This window comes from Methylotenera sp. (assembly GCF_013141425.1).
GTDB lineage: Bacteria > Pseudomonadota > Gammaproteobacteria > Burkholderiales > Methylophilaceae > Methylotenera.
This window is the reverse complement of sequence record NZ_JABFRA010000034.1, coordinates 15,283-33,079: the sequence shown is the minus strand read 5'-3', so window position 1 is coordinate 33,079 and position 17,797 is coordinate 15,283. Positions and strand designations below refer to the sequence as shown.

General features: G+C 41.4%; 14 protein-coding genes. 5 read left to right on the top strand and 9 right to left on the bottom strand.

The window, feature by feature from the left end; translation table 11 throughout:
- Positions 1–4: 4 nt before the first annotated feature.
- The 4 genes from HOO90_RS03000 to pip all read right to left on the bottom strand — a co-directional run bounded on the left by HOO90_RS03000 (position 5) and on the right by pip (position 5,369).
- A complete protein-coding gene (locus HOO90_RS03000; RefSeq protein ID WP_292839314.1) occupies positions 5–1,081 on the bottom strand; it encodes an HD domain-containing phosphohydrolase in 1,077 nt (358 codons plus the stop codon).
- A gap of 314 nt (positions 1,082–1,395) precedes the next feature.
- The gene (locus tag HOO90_RS02995) at positions 1,396–2,943 is read right to left on the bottom strand and encodes a tetratricopeptide repeat protein (RefSeq protein ID WP_292839312.1); all 1,548 of its coding nucleotides are present in this window, start codon (positions 2,941–2,943) and stop codon (positions 1,396–1,398) included.
- Between the two features lie 46 nt (positions 2,944–2,989).
- Positions 2,990–4,330, bottom strand: coding sequence for a YhjD/YihY/BrkB family envelope integrity protein (locus HOO90_RS02990; RefSeq protein ID WP_292839310.1), 1,341 nt, complete (start codon positions 4,328–4,330; stop codon positions 2,990–2,992).
- A gap of 79 nt (positions 4,331–4,409) precedes the next feature.
- Positions 4,410–5,369, bottom strand: a complete 960-nt coding sequence (pip, locus tag HOO90_RS02985; protein WP_292839308.1) for a prolyl aminopeptidase — start codon at positions 5,367–5,369, stop codon at positions 4,410–4,412.
- 286 nt (positions 5,370–5,655) lie between these two features.
- Between pip and HOO90_RS02980 the strand changes: the two genes are divergently transcribed.
- The 5 genes from HOO90_RS02980 (at position 5,656) to HOO90_RS02960 (ending at position 11,702) form a co-directional block, all read left to right on the top strand.
- Positions 5,656–7,533 (top strand): PQQ-binding-like beta-propeller repeat protein, encoded by a 1,878-nt coding sequence (locus HOO90_RS02980; RefSeq protein ID WP_292839306.1) that lies wholly within the window; start codon positions 5,656–5,658, stop codon positions 7,531–7,533.
- A gap of 292 nt (positions 7,534–7,825) precedes the next feature.
- On the top strand, positions 7,826–8,749 hold the full coding sequence (locus HOO90_RS02975; RefSeq protein ID WP_292839304.1) for a quinoprotein dehydrogenase-associated putative ABC transporter substrate-binding protein: 924 nt from the start codon (positions 7,826–7,828) through the stop codon (positions 8,747–8,749).
- A 277-nt stretch (positions 8,750–9,026) separates the two neighbouring features.
- Entirely contained in the window at positions 9,027–9,557 is a 531-nt protein-coding gene (locus HOO90_RS02970) for a c-type cytochrome (protein WP_292839302.1), read from the top strand.
- A gap of 99 nt (positions 9,558–9,656) precedes the next feature.
- Positions 9,657–10,241 carry a c-type cytochrome gene (locus HOO90_RS02965; RefSeq protein WP_292839300.1) on the top strand — a complete coding sequence of 195 codons (585 nt, stop codon included), beginning with the start codon at positions 9,657–9,659 and terminating at the stop codon, positions 10,239–10,241.
- 123 nt (positions 10,242–10,364) lie between these two features.
- Complete coding sequence (locus HOO90_RS02960) at positions 10,365–11,702, top strand: NAD(P)/FAD-dependent oxidoreductase (RefSeq protein ID WP_292839360.1); 1,338 nt, start codon at positions 10,365–10,367, stop codon at positions 11,700–11,702.
- Between the two features lie 45 nt (positions 11,703–11,747).
- Here the strand turns inward: HOO90_RS02960 and lplT are convergent, their stop codons facing one another.
- The 5 genes from lplT to glp form a co-directional block, all read right to left on the bottom strand.
- Positions 11,748–12,908 carry a lysophospholipid transporter LplT gene (lplT, locus tag HOO90_RS02955; protein ID WP_292839358.1) on the bottom strand — a complete coding sequence of 387 codons (1,161 nt, stop codon included), beginning with the start codon at positions 12,906–12,908 and terminating at the stop codon, positions 11,748–11,750.
- An 89-nt stretch (positions 12,909–12,997) separates the two neighbouring features.
- Positions 12,998–14,395, bottom strand: a complete 1,398-nt coding sequence (locus HOO90_RS02950) for a PhoH family protein (RefSeq protein WP_292839298.1) — start codon at positions 14,393–14,395, stop codon at positions 12,998–13,000.
- A gap of 38 nt (positions 14,396–14,433) precedes the next feature.
- Positions 14,434–14,889 (bottom strand): peroxiredoxin, encoded by a 456-nt coding sequence (locus HOO90_RS02945; RefSeq protein ID WP_292839296.1) that lies wholly within the window; start codon positions 14,887–14,889, stop codon positions 14,434–14,436.
- 147 nt (positions 14,890–15,036) lie between these two features.
- A complete protein-coding gene (locus HOO90_RS02940; protein WP_292839294.1) occupies positions 15,037–16,500 on the bottom strand; it encodes an ATP-binding protein in 1,464 nt (487 codons plus the stop codon).
- 18 nt (positions 16,501–16,518) lie between these two features.
- The gene (gene glp / locus HOO90_RS02935; protein WP_292839292.1) at positions 16,519–17,796 is read right to left on the bottom strand and encodes a gephyrin-like molybdotransferase Glp; all 1,278 of its coding nucleotides are present in this window, start codon (positions 17,794–17,796) and stop codon (positions 16,519–16,521) included.
- Between the last annotated feature and the right edge of the window lies 1 nt (position 17,797).

Below are 17,797 nucleotides of genomic sequence, written 5' to 3'. Positions count from 1 at the left end.
CTCTCTATAAATCTTGTGGCGTAGTGGAGTTTTCTGAGTGAATCTTCTCAAAAACAGCGCGAATTTTTATCATGGCATCCACTAACTCTGGGTCAAAGTGTTTGCCACTTTCCTCGCATATATATTTAAACGCTTGATCAAAGCTCCATGCATTTTTGTATGGGCGAATGCTTGTTAAGGCGTCAAACACATCGGCAATCGCCACTATGCGGGCGGCCAGGGGTATTTCGTTGCCGATTAGCCCACTTGGGTATCCAGAACCATCAAAATGTTCGTGGTGTGAAAGTGCAATTTCACCACCCTTTTGTAGGTATTTTGAAGGGCTATCTTCCAAAATTTTAAAACCGACATGCGGGTGTCTGCGCATTACTTTGAGTTCTTCATTATCCAACGAGCCATTTTTTAGCAGAATGACGTCTGGCGTACCAATTTTACCGATGTCATGTAACGGTGCGGCCAGTTCAATAATTTCTGCTTCTTCTTCACTTAAACCAATGGCATCTGCCAGCGCACGGCTATAAAGCGACATGCGTTGCAGGTGCATGGCTGTGTCGTAATCTTTGTGTTCACCCGCGCGGGCGAGGCGCATCAGTGTTTCTTTTTCACGCGCTTTGATATCTGCCGTGGCTTCATCTACCAAGCTTTCAAGCAGAATGCTTCTGTTTTGTAGCGTGATATGTTGTATGTGCATGGTGAGTAAGTTTTTACTGCGTGCTACACATTCGTGCATATCAACTGGTTTGTTAATAAAGTCAGTTACCCCAGCATCTAAAGCGGCATAGCGCGTTTCTGAATCTTTCTTGATGGTAATCATCATGACGGGAACTGAGGTGTATTGAGGTAGCATTTTTAACAAGCGTACAAATTCAATGCCATTCATCTCTGGCATCAAGTAATCAACAAATACTAAATCAGCCGTATGTTCAGCCGCCCAATCTAAGGCTTGGTCTGGACTGCTTTTTTCCTCAACGGTGATATTGGGATTGATGCTTTTTACTACTTGCGCAAGTATGGCTCTGCTGGTTGATTGGTCATCAACAATGAGTACTGAGCAGTCATCAAATGAATCTATGTTTATCACTGATAGGTATCCTGTAGCATGCCTTGTGTTGCATTAACTTCGATATTAAGTTCGATAGATTTAAGCAATATTCAGGCCTGATTTTAATGTAAATTAACAAATGGTAAATTTATATAAAATAAAAATAAAAATAATTAATTAAATCAATAGCTAATGGAAATAAAAACTAATTTTACTCTTGATATATCTAAAAATTTACATATTTTCTTTATTGACGTTATTTTTATTCTGACTTTACTTGTCTAAGTTTTGACAAATAAGGACAGAATATTGACACTTTTTGGTATTCTAATTCTGACACATTTTGTGTGGAATTAATAACTGGAGCGAATAAAAATATCCCCTTCTGGCTTCAAGTCAAACGCGATGCAGATGCGCTCTTCATTGGAGGTGAAGGGAATGGTGCGGTGAAACAGCGACGAAGGGAATAATACAATATCGCCCACACTGGGAGTGGCAATGCCAACCGGGAAGTTGTCATGTTTTAGGGGATAATTATCGCCATGCAAGCCGTATTCAAAACAGCCTTCCGTGGGGTCTTTTTTGTCGGTTGGTAGCACAAGGTAGACGGCGCCACTAATCCAGCCCACTTCATGAATGTGTCGGTCAACATAGCCGCCCTTGCGTAACCTAACGTACCAAGAGCTTGTAAATTCCAATTCTTTCGGAAAAGACTTAATCAGTTCACAATCTGCGCCTGCAAAACGATTCTTATAGTTAATAAATTCCTGTTTGACGATTTCGCCCAGTTTTCTAAAAGAAGCCTCTGGACGTTTAAATAAATTGCCAGCAGATTGTTTACCGTTAATCACCATCGCCTGCGCACGCACTTCTATTGCGGTATTTTCAATGTCGTTCAGTAAATCCTTCAGAAATTGACTATTCGGTTCAGCGAGTTCTGGAATGCTTTTTTGGTAAACAAAATCAAAACCGTTTTTACAGAAATTGTACTGGTCTTCTACGCCAAAATTAACAGCATGATGTGTGGATAAAGTTTGTAAAAATGGCGCATTGTGTTTTTCGTGGGCATGAACGATGTGATCTAGCTTATTTTTAAATGCCTCAAAATGTTCGGCTTTGTAAGTGCAATATAAAGCGCGTTCTTGCCAATCATCTAATTTAGAGCGTTCCAGGTAGTCAACTGCTTCATCAAAACGCCCAGCAAGATATAAAAACTCGCCCATGTTGTAATTGGCCCCTGCATGGTTAGGGTTGAGCGCGAGGGTATCAAAGTATTTCTTAATAGCATCTTCCATATTGCCTTGATCGCGGTAACATTCGCCCAAGTAATTATGCGCATCGGCATAGTTGGGGAACATCGCTATAGCCTGATTGAAGTGGGTAATGGCTTCGTCGAGTTTGCCTTCATCGCGCAGGGCTGTGCCAAGATTAAAGTGGCCTCTCGGGTCTTCGTGAATGCTGAGTGCATGATGGTAGCTCGCAACGGCTTCTTCTAAACGTCCTTGTTTTTGTAAGACTGTACCTAAATTGCCGTGGGCTTCAAAAAAACGTGGCTGTAAGGTAATGGCTTTGCGGTAACTGATTTCAGCCTCTGCAAATTTGCCTAAATTTGTGAGTGTTATGCCTAAATTGAAATGCAGGTCAGGCGTTTTGGGTTGCAGGGTCAATGCTTTTGCATAATTTTCTGCGGCCTCGGAAAATTTAGATAGACCATCCTGACAAATGCCTAATATTTGATAAAGAATAAAGGTGTTCGGGTAACGCGCTACCAATTTTTTTGCGGCAGACTCTGCCTCGACAAGTTTTCCTGCATTAAATAATTGCAAAACTGGTTGCATTTCGAGCTGACTAGGTTGTGGGGAGTAAGCCTGTTGCATAAATGGAGAAGGTTGTTTTGCCATGATGGGTATCACCACTAATTTGTAATATGGTTATTTTAGAATAAAACTATTCATCGCGCATTTGTAATCGGGTGGCCATTTGACGTAAAAACATCATGGCAACTTTTGGCTCTTCTAGTAATAACGTTTCAATATTATCTGGATAAATCAATATCACGTCTGCTTGTTCCGAACTCACAATGGCATCGGCAATGGCAGGCAGGTTCGACAACAAGGCCATTTCGCCAAAATACTCGCCGGTTTCTATGGTGCGTATGACATTGCCGTTACGTACAAGTTGTATTTGACCTTTTACTAAATAATGTAAGTTACGCGTTAACTCGCCCTGCTTGAATATAGCTTCATTTTGTTGGTAGTTTCTGCCATAGCGCTGCATTAATTTATCAAGGTAGCCAGATTGCAGTTTAGATTTTGGCGCGAAGGCATTGCTCGTCTGATCTTCAAATAAGCCTTTTAATATCAGTACATCTTTTTTTCGTAAAGTGGCGATTAGCTCAGTACCTAGCAAGAAGACGATAAAATTGAAATACAGCCAAGTAATGGAGATAAAAAGATTTTTCATGCTGCCAAAGACAGAGCCATAAGATTCATTGATGCTTAAAAACAAAGTAAACGCAGGCCTCATGAATAACCAAAGTACGGAGGTAAAAAGTGCGCCAATGAAAATGTGTTTGAGGTATAAACGTACCGGAAAGAAAGCAAAATAGAACGCTGCAATCAATAGTGTGGTGAGGCCGAGCGAGGCGAATGTTGTCACTATCTCGTATTTAAATAACTGATTGTTAGCCGCAAGAAACGCGATGATTTTTTCCAGCATGAGCCCAACAAAAGTGAATAAAAAGAAAAGCAGCAACATGCCTACCACTGCAATCATGTCTTTAATTTTTCGCTGGAAAAACGAAGGTGCTTCTACCAGGGTGGCAATAGTGTAAAAAGTTGAGCGCATTGCACTTGCCAGTGGTGTAACCGCCCACAGCAAAACAAACAAACCAGCTGCGCCCCAAACGGCTTTATGTTGAGCGGCGTTATATACTTCCACCATAATTGCGCTGCTAAATTTAGGCACTAAATTACCCATAATAATGGCTAGTTTTACCACTGCGTAGTCGGAACTAAAAACGAGTTGGCTAAGAGCAAAAAACATCAGCAAGACCATGGGTATAAGCGCAAGCATGGCGTAAAAAGACAAAGATGCAGATAAGCCAAAGGTGTTGTGTCGGCGAAACGCGCCAAACATTTCGTGTAGCACGAATAATGGCGTGTTGTAGCGCTGTTTTGCATACGCATCTAAAGGCTTGTTTATAGCGATTTGCAGGCTGGAGGTAAACCTATGTTTACTTGGCTGCAATTCAGTCTCTGTAATATCGGTAAGCGGGTCTTTTTTCATCACAGTTAGAGTTTAGCGCAACAACAGAAATTGGCGAGTAAATTAACTTTTATTAATTCAAACATGATTGCTAGTCTGCTCAATTTAAGCTCTTGAATTTTTCTGTAGCCGCTACGAGTGCAGACGTAATGCCAGCTTCCATAGCGGAATGGCCTGCGTCTTGAATGAGTTGAAAGTTAGCCTGTGGCAATGCACGACTAAGTTCCCATGCGGTAAAGGGTGGGCAGACCATGTCATAACGCCCTTGAATAATCTGTGTGGGTATCTGAGTCAAATTGGCTTTCGCTTCAGCCAATAAATCGCGGTGGCCGATAAAGCATTGGTTTTGAATGTAATGAATTTGCACTCTGGCACGGGCAAGTTCCACTGCGCCGTTAATTTCACTCGCGTCGGCTGGCTGTCTTGGTAACAAGCTCATAATGCTACCCTCAAATGCGTTCCAACGGATGGCGGCAGGAATACTAACCTTAGTATCCTTTGAAAAAATAAGCGCTGCGTAGGCTTCTAAAGGATGCTGTCTTTTTGCCGCGGGTAGATAATCGCATAGCTTGGCCCAGGATTCGGGAAAAAATGCCTGAACCTCACCTAAAAACCAATTTAATTCGGATGGCCGACTTAAAAATATTCCTCGCAGTATTAGCCCTGCAACGCGCTGAGGATAAGTCAACGCGTAACATAGCGCTAATGTGCTGCCCCAAGAGCCGCCAAATACTAACCATCGTTCAATATTCAATTCGATTCTAATGGCTTCTATATCTTGCACTAAATCATCCGTTGTATTCTGCTCGATAGAACCTTGCGGTAGGCTACGACCACAACCGCGCTGGTCAATAAGTATGATTTGATAATGGGCGGGGTCAAAAAAGCGTCGCTGATTTGGGTTGCAACCGCTGCCTGGACCCCCATGTAAAAAAACCACTGGTTTTCCTATAGGGTTTCCGCAAATTTCATAATAGATTTCGTGTGAATTTCCTGAAATAAGATATTTTTTTGTAAAAATTTCCAATTCAGGATACAAGTTGTAAGTTTTATCTTGCATGCTAAAATTTTTACTTTCTATTTGATTTTAAAGGATTTATTAATAATTTTGACAAAGGCCACCATGTGTAAAATTGACTATATAAATAAAAAATGAACTAAATGTAAGTAAATTGTAACTAATGTATTGCAATTCGTGTGAGTCTGGAATATAGTGCTGTACGCACATGAAAATGTGATACGAAATATTATCAATTAGTTGCTAAAAATTTGAGGATACATCAAAACTTTAGCAAATATGCGAAATTATTTTATAAACCCTTAGTAGTTCAACTTTGGAGATTAATATGCAAATCAACAAGATCAAATTAGCATTAGGTTTAGTTGCAGGTTTATCAGTGGCAATGCCAATGGTAGCATCAGCAGCAGCAGACCAAGAGGCAGCAATCGCAAACCCAAATAACTGGGCTCACCCACGTGGTCAGCACAATAACCAAGGTTACAGCGCACTTGCACAAGTTAACAAAGGTAACGTTAAAAACCTTAAAGCAGCATGGACATTCGCAACTGGTGTAAACCGCGGTCACGAAGGTTCACCTGTTGTTGTTGGTAACATGATGTATGTACATACAGCATTCCCAAACAACGTATATGCACTTGATTTAAGCGACAATCAAAAAATCGTTTGGTCATATTTCCCAAAACAAGATCCATCAGTACAAGCTGTTTTGTGTTGCGATAACGTTTCACGTGGTTTAGGCTACGGCGACGGCAAAATCTACCTACAACAAAACGATGGTAACTTAGTTGCTTTAGACGCTAAAACAGGTGCTAAAGTATGGTCAACCTTAGTAAATGATCCAAAAGTTGGTGCTACAAATACAAACGCACCACACGTGATCAAAGACAAAGTGTTAACTGGTTGTTCAGGTGCTGAGTTCGGTGTACGTTGCTTTATCGCAGCTTACAACTTAAAAGATGGTTCTTTAGCATGGAAAGCATACTCAACAGGTCCAGATGCTGAAGTGTTAATCGGCGCGGATTTCAACAAAGATACACCTGAGTACAGCGCACTATCAGTTTACCAAGACGTAAACGGTGGTAACAAACAAGGCGGTTCTTTCACAGCATTACCAAATGACCAATTGAAAATTGGTGAAAAAGAATTGGGTACTCGCACATGGTTAAAACCACAAGCAGTTAAAGATGGTTGGCAACATGGTGGTGGCTCTGTATGGGGCTGGTGGCCGTATGATGCACGTACAAACTTAGTGTATTACGGAACAGGCAACCCTTCAGTTTGGAACCCAGATGTACGTCCAGGCGACAACAAATGGTCTATGACAGTATTTGCGCGTGATTTAGACACTGGTGTGGCTAAATGGGGTATGCAAATGACACCACACGATGAGTGGGATTACGATGGTATTAACGAAGTAATATTGTTCGACAAAGGTGGCAAAACATACGCTTGGCACCATGACCGTAACGGTTTTGCTTACACATGGAATGCACACAACGGTAAATTAATTGCGGCTGAAAAAGTGCACCCATTCGTCAACTGGGCAACTGGCGTTGATTTAAAAACTGGCGTGCCGAAAAAATTGGCTTCAGCTTCAACTCACCAAGATTACAATGCTAAAGGCGTTTGCCCAGCTGCATTGGGTACTAAAGACCAACAACCAGCGGCATACTCACCAAAAACTGGTTTGATTTATTCTCCATTGAACCACGTGTGTATGACATACGAGCCAGTTGAGTCTAAATACGTTGCTGGTCAACCATGGGTTGGTGCTACATTGACCATGTTCCCAGGTCCAGATGGTGTAATGGGTGGCTTCGCTGCTTATGATCCAATGACCAACAAAAAAGTTTGGTACAACAAAGAGAAATTCTCTGCTTGGGGTGGTGCTTTAACAACTGCTTCAAACTTGGTATTCTTCGGTACTTTGGATCGTTGGTTCAAAGCGGTTGATGCTCAATCAGGTAAAGAACTTTGGAAATTCCAAGTAGGTTCTGGCGTGATTGGTAATGCGTTCACTTACGGTAACAAAGGTAAACAATACGTTGGTGTGCTATCAGGTATCGGTGGCTGGGCTGGCGTGGCGATGAACCTTGGTATGACTAACCCAACAGACGCGTTAGGCGCTGCGGGTGGTTATGCAGAATTAACTAAATACAATGCGGCTCCTGGCGGCGGTGTATTGAACGTATTCAGCCTATAATTTAATCGCAAGATTAAACTGTAGCTAGTACAAGTTAGTTCAAATGAAAAGCCCCGATTCGTCGGGGCTTTTTTATTGTCAAGACTAATGAATATATGTGCATTTTTACCTAGACAAACCACAGAAATAATCCATATAACATCAGGAATTAGTTACAATTACAGGCTGATGTAAATCAGGCAAAATGTAATCAGTAAGCAACAATAAAGGATAGAACTTTTAAGTTGATCGGTACTCTATAAGGCAAGCGGTAATTTTAAAAGCCGAAATTTGACGATAAGGAATATAAATAATGTTTAAACATGTTAAAAAGCAGTTAGGTTTAATTACACTGTTAGCAATAACAGCAAATTTCAGCTATGCAGAGGCGCCTGATATTCCAAGCCTCAACCCCGATGAAGGTCGTATTGGCGAGGTGCGACGCGTAGTAGATGAATCTGAGTTTAAAGTATGTGCAGATCCAGATAACATGCCATTTTCGAATTCAAAGCAAGAGGGCTTTGAAGATAGAATCGCTGAAGTGTTGGCAAAAGATTTAGGTAAAAAACTGACTTACACCTACGCTTATAATCGTCAAGGGTTCTTAAGAAACACAATCAATGCCATGCGCTGTGATGTGATTATCAGTACAACTTCAGATAACGACTCCTTAAGAACAAGCAAACCTTATTATCGTTCTGGCCATGTATTTGTATGGCGTAAAGACAGTAACTTCAATATTACAGATTGGACATCCCCAGACCTTCGTAAAGGTTTCATTGGCGTAGTCGATCATAGCCCAGCCACCATACCAATGGATGCCAATGGCTTAATTGCTAATGCACGCCCTTATCGTATTCAACGTGATTTGAACTTACCACCAAGTTTTATGATTGATGACCTCGCAAAAGGTGACATTGATATTGCCATCGCTTGGGGCCCAATAGGGGGTTATTTTGCAAAGCAATCAAAAGTACCCATGGTAGTTTCATTAATTCCTGAATACGAAACTTCTAACGCAAAAGGCAAAGAGTATTGGAATATCTCAGTAGCTGTGCGCAAGAAAGAGAAAGATCGTATGGCATTAATTCAAGGTGCTTTGGATAGAAACCAAGATAAAATCATGAAAATTCTAGATGATTTTGGTATTCCCCATGTGCCAGTTGTAGAAGGCGATACTTTGGCCAAAGCTTATCAAAAGTACGGCGCAAACAATAAAGCTTCCGATGGAAAGTAATTAAAAAAGTAATAAAATAATGCCGTAAATTATTTGCGGCATTTTTTGTGCTTTGAATCTGTAATATATTCAAAGCCTATTGTATAATCTCGGGTTAGTTAAGTGTCGGTGCATATAAGCTATGCACAGCTAATTTGACAACGAGATCAGTAAAACATGTTATTTGGTTAGTGCGTCAACCAATTGAATAATAAATGCGTTTGATGATTACACGTTCAGTAATGCAGTTGCATGAAAGATACGTAGCTTATTTTTGTGATATAGATTAGGAGAAAGCATGTTAGGCAATAAAACATTAAAGTCAACATTGTTCGCGGGTTTGTTGGCACTTGCAGGTCTTACGTTGTCCATTCAGGCAAAAGCTGACTGTAACTTTGTATCGACAAAAGACGGAAGTCCTTTGAATATTAAGGCAGTAGAAACGGATACGCCAGAGGCAAAAGAATTTATCAAAACCTGTGTTAATCCATACACAAAGAAATTTGCATCAGACCCAGAAGCAGCAAAGATTGGTAAGAAAAGATTTGGTTTTTGGTCATGTTCACAATGCCACGGCGGCAATGGTGGCGGCCAAACAGGTCCAAGTATTTTAGATAATAACTGGCAATATGCTAAACATGTATCAGACAAAGGTATGTTTGAAACAATCGCCGGTGGAACGAATGCAGGTATGCCAACTTGGCATCAACAAACTTCTGGAAATCCTGAGCTAGTGACTACAGACGATATTATTAAAATTATTGGTTGGTTGCGTGCCTCTTACTCAGGTGGTGGTGATAAACCTTGGGAAAACGAGAAGCCTCAATAGATCTCAATTTCTACTATTAAAACGACCATATTAGATGGTCGTTTTTTTTATCAAAATCTGAAGTTCGTGTAAAATTATATGTTTTAAAGGGAGGCTTACATGAGTAAATATAGTAATAGTGCGTTGGTGTTAGTGCTTGTCTGTGCTTTGGCAGCATGTGGGAAATCAGGTTCAGATGCTTCTGGCGGTTCTACAAAAGAAGCAGCTGCAGGTGTATGTAATTTGGTGTCAACTAAAGATAACAGCCCGTTAGCAATTAAAGTGGTGGCAACAGATACACCTGAAGCGAAGGAGTTTTTAGCAACGTGTGTGAACCCCTATACAAAAAAATATGCCGCAGATGCCGAAGCGGCTAAAGCAGGTAGAAAAGTGATGACCTACAACGGTTGTACAGGATGTCATGGTGGTAATTTAGGCGGACTCATGGCACCTTCGCTTGTTAAAAATGGTGGTACAGGCGCTTTTGATACAAAATGGGTTTACGAGAAAAATGCAACGGATAAAGGTATGTTTGAAACAATCGCGGGTGGTACGCCAGGTACTTCTGGAGGCACTATGTTTGTTTGGCATAACCAATTGCCAGGTAAAACAGGCGAAGGCTTGCCAACCGATGATATTTTAAAAGCTGTTGCTTATATTCGTACTGTATATAAAGGCGATGGCGAAAAAACTTGGTTGAAATAATTTTACTTTAACAAGCATCCAGTCATATTGCTTGTTGCTGTAATGACTTAAACGGCTACTGTATAATTGCAGTAGCCGTTTTCATTTTACTTTGTAAGCATAATTCTATGACCAATAAAGGCTATTTTGAAAAAACTAGATAATAATTCTCTGCATCATGTCGTCATTGTCGGTGGTGGCGCAGGTGGCTTGGAGTTGGCGACGAAACTCGGCGATTCGCTTGGGCGTAAGGGCAAGGCGCTTATTACCTTGATTGATAAGACTAAGACCCATGTTTGGAAGCCTTTGTTACATGAAATAGCTGCAGGAAGTATGGATCCAGATAAGCATGAACTGAACTATCTTGCGCAGGCGCACTGGCATCATTTTAAATTTCGCTTGGGCAGTATGGCCAGTCTCAATCGAGCGAAACGTGAAATTACGATTTCGCCACATTTTGATGAAGATGGAGTGGAAGTTATCCCGCAGCGGACTTTGTCGTACGATACGCTGATTATTGCGGTTGGCAGTACGACGAATGATTTTGGTGTAAAAGGTGCAGGTGAATATTCAATTGCATTAGACACCCAAGAACAAGCGGAGAAGTTTCATCGGCGCTTACATAACGCTTTGGTGCGTGCGCAAACCCAAGTGGCGCCAGTACAGGCTGGGCAGCTTGAAGTGGTTATTGTAGGGGCAGGTGCGACAGGTGTGGAACTGGCGGCTGAGTTGCACAATACAACGCGTGAACTAGCCGCATACGGTTTAGATAAAATCAATCCAGATCGAGACATTCAAATATCTTTAATTGAGGCAAATAGTCGGGTGCTACCTGCCTTGCCTCCCAAACTATCAAACTCTGTTGAATTAGAGTTAAGTAAGCTTCGTGTGCATCTTTATACGGGTGAGCGTGTTACTGAGGTAACAGATAAAGGCGTACAAACACACAGTGGTAGATTTATACCTTCTGCATTAGTAGTTTGGGCTGCAGGGATTAAAGCGCCTGATTTCTTGCATGAAATTGATGGCTTGGAAACAAATCGTATCAATCAGTTGATTGTTAACCGAACGCTGCAAACAACTTTAGATGAAAATATATTTGCTTTTGGAGATTGTGCGGCTTGCCCATGGGTTGGGCATGCTGGAGATACTGTGCCACCGCGCGCGCAGGCGGCGCACCAGCAAGCGACAATGTTAATTAAAACCATTAAATATCGTATTTCAGGTAAAAAGGAATTGCCGCAGTTTACCTACCGTGACTATGGTTCTCTAGTAAATTTGGGTAGTTACACGACAGTTGGTAACTTGATGGGTGCTCTTTCTGGAGGCAGCTTGTTTATAGAAGGTTTGTTTGCAAGAATTATGTATCAATCCTTGTATAAAATGCACTTGATGGCGCTGCATGGCTTTTGGAGTATGGCCTTACAAACATTGGCACGCACAATTACAAGACGCACAGAATCTCAGGTAAAGCTTCATTAAACTAAGCCTTAAGTGTTTTTCTCAAGAATTGCTGAATATTTGCGCTTAGTTTAAGTGGCGGTAGCGGCGATGAATAATTGTCATGCATAGACTGACAAAGATGCCAAAGGCAATCACAATCGCGTTGATGGGAATGTTGGCTTTTACCATGAGCAAATAGGCGCCCAGTAACAGTAAGATGCCAATGTGTTCGTTAAAATTTTGCACCGCAATGGAATGCCCCGCACCGATTAACTCATGACCACGGTGCTGCAAAAGCGCATTAAGGGGCACCACAAAAAACCCAGCCAGCGCGCCGATAATAAAAAGCAGTAAAGCTGCTAATTGCCAGTGCTGAACCAACGCCATAATGACGACGAGTATGCCCATCAAGATGCCAGCGGGCAATACTTTAGTTGAATGCTCTAATGTTATATAGCGCGCAGCAATTACAGAGCCTACCGCAATACCAACGGCGAGTAATGCCATCAGTTGGGTTGCTTGTTCTAAGCCAAAATTTAAAGCACTTGCCGCCCATGCAATTACCACTAAGCGCAAGGTGGCGCCTGCACCCCAAAATAAGGTGGTTACTGCTAGGGATACTTGACCGCGCGTGTCTTTCCAAAGTGCCTTGAATGAAAACCAGAAGTCAATCAGCATAAACACTGGATTTTTCTTCGGAAGTTTATGGTCGATAGGTAACTTTGGTATGTAGGTATTGAATATTGCCGCCAGTAAGTAGAGTAAGGTAATTATAATCATGGCAAAGTAGGGGTCTTTACTTGCCATGATGCCGCCTATAATCGCACCTAAAATAATTGCCATGACTGTTGAGCCTTCCATCCAGCCATTAGCACTTACAAGTTTTTCAGGTGGTAAAAGCTCGGTTAAGATGCCATATTTCGCAGGCGAATAGGCTGCTGCCCCGATTCCTACAATGCCATAGGCATATAGCGGGGGCATGCCAAATACCATGGATAGGCTGCCAATAAATTTAATGGCGTTGGCAATGAACATCACACGACCTTTAGGTAAAGCATCGGCAAATGAGCCGACAAAAGGTGCGAGTATAATGTAAGAAATGACGAAAAACTGTTGTAGCAGTGGGGTGTGCCAGTCAGGTGCACTTAACTGGGCAAGCAAGGCAATCGCTGCAAATAATAAGGCATTGTCTGCTAATGCCGATAAAAACTGGGCCATGAGCAATGTGTAAAAACCTTTACACATGTTCATTTCATTACGCCTTTAGTCCGGTAGTCATGAAACGCATGGTTTGATTTTAAAGAATGCATTGAGATTTTGGCCTGATAAATTAGCTATAAAATTTCTGCAGCAAAATCTGCTAATCGAGAACGCTCACCACGAAGTAGCGTGATATGTCCATTGTGACCCCAACCTTTGAATCTATCTACAACATAAGTAAGCCCTGAGCTACCTTCTGTTAGGTAAGGGGTATCAATTTGGGCAATGTTGCCTAAGCATACCACCTTAGTGCCAGGGCCTGCGCGGGTAATCAATGTTTTCATTTGCTTGGGTGTCAGGTTTTGCGCTTCATCGATGATTAAAAATTTATTTAAGAATGTGCGGCCACGCATAAAGTTGAGCGATTTGATTTTAATGCGGCTGCGAATCAAGTCTTGTGTAGCCGCCCGTCCCCATTCACCTGCATCTTCATCGCTCTTATTCAGCACATCAAGGTTATCGTCTAGTGCGCCCATCCAAGGCCCCATTTTTTCTTCTTCGGTGCCTGGTAAAAAGCCAATATCCTCACCGACTGAAACCGTAACCCGTGTCATGATAATTTCAGAATAGATTTTTTTATCTAGCACTTGCGTCAGTGCGGCCGCTAAAGTGAGCAAGGTTTTACCCGTCCCCGCTTGCCCTAACAGACTGACAAAATCAATTTCTGGATCCATTAATAAATTAAGTGCAAAATTTTGTTCGCGGTTACGTGCATTGATGCCCCAAATGCTGTGTTTCGGGTTGATGTGGTCTTTTACCACTTCAAGCACGGCGCTGTTGCCATCGACACTCCGAACTATGGCATGAAATGGTTTTTCAAATTCATAGTAGACAAATTCATTAATTAGAAACGATTTACATAGCGGGCCATTGATGCGGTAAAACATGCGCCCAGCTTCTTGCCATGATTCCATGGCTTTACTGTGCTTTTCCCAGAAATCAGCCGGCAATTCTTTAATACCACTATATAAGAGGTCAGTATCTTCTAGTACCTTGTCGTTGAAATAATCTTCTGCTGGCATGCCCATTGCACGGGCTTTGATGCGGATATTAATATCTTTACTGACTAGAATTACATGGCGATCTGGATTCGTTTTTTGTAGATCCAGCACTACTGCCAGTATTTGATTGTCCGCCTTTAGGCCAGCCAACCCAGGCAGTTCAGTGGTAACTTGCATGGTTTGTAAAAACAGTCGACCCGATAGGTGACGATTACCGTTGATGTTGAGCGGGCAGCCAAGTTCTAGGTTGGTTAAATCGGTACCTACAATTTCTTCTAAATTGCGGCTCGCTTGGCGCGCATTTCTTGCAACTTCTGTTAATCCTTTTTTGTTGTTATCCAGCTCTTCCAACGTGACCATTGGCAAAAAAATGTCATGTTCTTCAAATCGGAATAGGCTGGAAGGATCATGAATAAGTACATTGGTGTCCAGCACAAACAGTTTGGTGGCGTTCAATTGTTTTTTAGCCATGAAAATCTTTCATTAGATGGTTTATTGATTGTTGAAAATTATAAGGTCTTAATAAAAGCCAGCACTTCAGCCGCGTGTCCATCGACTTTAACGCCACGCCATTCTTTCACTAATACACCATTTTTATCGATAATAAAGGAACTTCGTTCTATGCCACGTACTTGTTTTCCATACATATTCTTCATTTTAATTACACCAAAAAGTGTACAGGCTAACTCTTCGGTATCGGCTAGCAATTCAAACGGAAAAGTAAATTTGGCTTTGAAATTTTCGTGCGATTTTAAACTGTCACGTGATATGCCAAAAATCTCAGCGTTCAGATTTTTAAAATCATCATACGTATCTCTAAATTGAATGCCCTGCGTGGTACATCCCGGCGTCGAATCTTTAGGATAAAAATAAAGAATGAGATGTTGACCAAGTTGGTTTGCTAACTGGAATGTTTTGCCACTGGTTGCGGGAAGTTGAAAATCAGGTACTACGTGATTTAGCATTGAGGTTTCCATGATGAATTATTGACTCCCTACATTGTTGATAAAAAGCCAGTTTAAGGCAATAGCCTAGGTCATATAAATAAAAATATTTGGTAATGAGTAGTTTTTGAAAAGCCTAGTTCAATAGAATTAAGTTAAAAAGTTTGATTAATTAATAGTTAAGTTTAGTGTTTTAGGCAGCAAGATGGTGATTGCGGTTCCCCCCTCAGGCCGAGCATTAAATTTTAATTCACCTCCTAGGGCATCACATACTTTAAAAGCAAATGGAATGCCTAAGCCAGTGCCAAAACGTTTGGTGGTAGGAGCGCTCATGGCGCTGGGGTCGGGTGTAAATGGCATGCCGCATCCATTATCCAGTAATAGCAAGATGAATGTGTTTGGTTTTGTTTTAAGAATAATTTCAATTTCTGCGTCTTTTGTTGAGGCATCAATCGCATTTAATACTAAGTTGTAAATCACTTGTTCTAATAGGTGTTGGTCAGTGTAAATGCGATTATTTTCCTGCCAGTTAGGCAGTTTAAGTTTTATTGATTTTTCTTTTATTTTTTGTTGAAGTGGGGCCAATGCGCCTTCTACGATGACCTTGATGCTGGTGTTATTGGGTTGTGGTTTTAAGGGTAATAAATAGGCTAAAAGAGCGCCCGTCCAGCGTTCCAGTCTGTCAACGGTATCAATAATCCCTCTTAGTGAATCTTGTGTATCGCTGTCTAGTCCAGGGTCATCAATCACTTGTGCAGTCGCACGAATACTTGCTAGCGGGTTGCGAATATTGTGCGCTAGCATAGGTACTAAAAGACCTTGTGCCGCTTGCTTTTCTGTTCGCACTAAAGACTCTTGACTGACCAATAATCTATCAGCCATTTGATTGATTGCACTTGAAACCGCTACCAGTTCTTCAATGCCTTCATCTGGCGCTTTATATGAGAGGTTCCCAGCACTAATTTGCGCGGTGGCCTTCAAAACATCGTTGAGTGGTTTTACGATAGCGCGCTTTAAAAATATCCTGGAGAAAATGAGTAGCAATATTGAAAGTAGCAATGGAATCACTAATAATATAATGGTCATACGTTTCGACTCAGCAAGGCGACTATCGAGTTCAATCTGTTTTTGATTCAGTATCACTTCTGTACGTGCAAGAATATCTTCGTAGCGCTTGAATAGTCCTGTTTCAATATCAGTGTTAATTGCACGTTTTGATTCATCGGTATTGGAATTTTTAAACTGATCAAAGAGTGCGGGGGTTTCAATGACAAATTTTTTGTAGTTTCCGTGGAGGTCATTGATGACGGCTTTTTCTGTTTCATCCACAGCAAGCTTTTTTAATTTAACGAAATGCGATTCTACGGTAATGGTGAAATTGTCGTACTCAGACTGGGCTTCTAAATCATCTAAAAAATATGCATCAAACAACTCTTTCATTTGTCGATATAAATCGCCGCGGGTTTGCTGTACTTCATTGATTAATAGACTTATTCTTGAAGATTCTTGGCTAGACTTTTCCCATAAATGGATGCCGATTGAGCCTGCAGTGGCCGCTAATACTATAAGAAAAATGAAAATCAGCTCATGAATGAGCAGTAGGTCTTTTAGCGATTTTGGTTTTATATTCAAGGTTTTTATATTTTATTTTTATACAAGACCATCTAAAACTTGAACTTGTACTTTAGTGCCAGCTTCTAAGTTACCAATTGACTCGTTGAGTACTATAAAGCAATTGGCGAGTGACATAGAGCTTAATATAGCTGAACCCTGAGCACCGGTTGGTCTTACTTTCCAACTACCATCGGTATCTGCAAATAATATACCGCGTTGAAATTCTGTTCTGCCAGCCTGTTTTTTAATGCTTTCCGTGCAGGTAACGTTAAAAATTGGTAGTGCTACGGGATTGGGTTGCCCCATTAGTATCAGTAATGCTTCCCGCACAAATTGGTAAAAAGTTACCATCACTGCAACAGGATTGCCAGGTAGTCCAAAGAAATGAGCCCCCCCTATTTTGCCGTAGGCTAAGGGCCTGCCAGGTTTCATGGCAATTTTCCAAAATACGATCTGGCCATGTTTTGATAACAGTAACTTCATGTAATCAGCCTCGCCGACCGACACGCCACCGCTGGTAATCACTACGTCTGCCTGCTGGCTTGCCTTTAGCAGGGTGCTTTCTAATAGTTCAGGCATATCCGCAATTGTTCCTAAATCGATTATTTCTGCATCTAGCTTAGTTAACATTCCGTAAAGTGAGTATCGATTGCTGTCATAAACTTGCCCCGTTTTTAATGATTTGTGAATGCTCACTAACTCATCTCCGGTGGAGAAGATAGCGACTTTAAGTCTGCGATAAACGCATACCTCAGTAATGCCTAGAGAAGCTAGCAGGCCTAAGTCGGCTGGACGCATTTTGTGGCCTTTAGTTAACACCATTTGCCCAATTTTTAGATCTTCACCGGCATAGCGCACATTGGCTTTAGGTTGGGGGGCTTCCGCAAAGGTAATGACATCATTCTCCATTTTTACCTTTTCCTGCATGATAACGGTATCTGCGCCTTTGGGCATGATTCCTCCCGTCATTATGCGAATACACTCACCCGATTTAATTTCTCCCGCAAAAGCTTTACCTGCGAAGGTTGTTCCGATAACTTTTAATACTGTGTGATTTTCAAGCTTCATGTCCTCTGCTTTGAACGCGAAGCCATCCATAGCAGAATTGTCGTAATTAGGGACATTGGATGGCGATGATATTTCGTGAGCTAATATTCGCTCTAAGCTTTCTCGAATCGACACAGATTCAGTTTCAAAGACTGGGCTTAAAAATTGTTTAATCAATTCTCGTGCTTTATTCACAGGCATAGAATTTGGGTCATAGTCATCCATGCAACTGGGGTTTGAAATGAAGTCAGTAAGTGACGTAGTCATG

Excerpts from the sequence above, each read along its gene's own strand:
- HOO90_RS02995 (WP_292839312.1), bottom strand. The coding sequence starts at position 2,943 with ATGGCAAAACAACCTTCTCCATTTATGCAACAGGCTTACTCCCCACAA.
- HOO90_RS02990 (WP_292839310.1), bottom strand. The coding sequence starts at position 4,330 with ATGAAAAAAGACCCGCTTACCGATATTACAGAGACTGAATTGCAGCCA.
- pip (WP_292839308.1), bottom strand. The coding sequence starts at position 5,369 with ATGCAAGATAAAACTTACAACTTGTATCCTGAATTGGAAATTTTTACA.
- HOO90_RS02980 (WP_292839306.1), top strand. The coding sequence starts at position 5,656 with ATGCAAATCAACAAGATCAAATTAGCATTAGGTTTAGTTGCAGGTTTA.
- HOO90_RS02975 (WP_292839304.1), top strand. The coding sequence starts at position 7,826 with ATGTTTAAACATGTTAAAAAGCAGTTAGGTTTAATTACACTGTTAGCA.
- HOO90_RS02970 (WP_292839302.1), top strand. The coding sequence starts at position 9,027 with ATGTTAGGCAATAAAACATTAAAGTCAACATTGTTCGCGGGTTTGTTG.
- HOO90_RS02965 (WP_292839300.1), top strand. The coding sequence starts at position 9,657 with ATGAGTAAATATAGTAATAGTGCGTTGGTGTTAGTGCTTGTCTGTGCT.
- lplT (WP_292839358.1), bottom strand. The coding sequence starts at position 12,908 with ATGTGTAAAGGTTTTTACACATTGCTCATGGCCCAGTTTTTATCGGCA.
- HOO90_RS02950 (WP_292839298.1), bottom strand. The coding sequence starts at position 14,395 with ATGGCTAAAAAACAATTGAACGCCACCAAACTGTTTGTGCTGGACACC.
- HOO90_RS02945 (WP_292839296.1), bottom strand. The coding sequence starts at position 14,889 with ATGCTAAATCACGTAGTACCTGATTTTCAACTTCCCGCAACCAGTGGC.
- glp (WP_292839292.1), bottom strand. The coding sequence starts at position 17,796 with ATGACTACGTCACTTACTGACTTCATTTCAAACCCCAGTTGCATGGAT.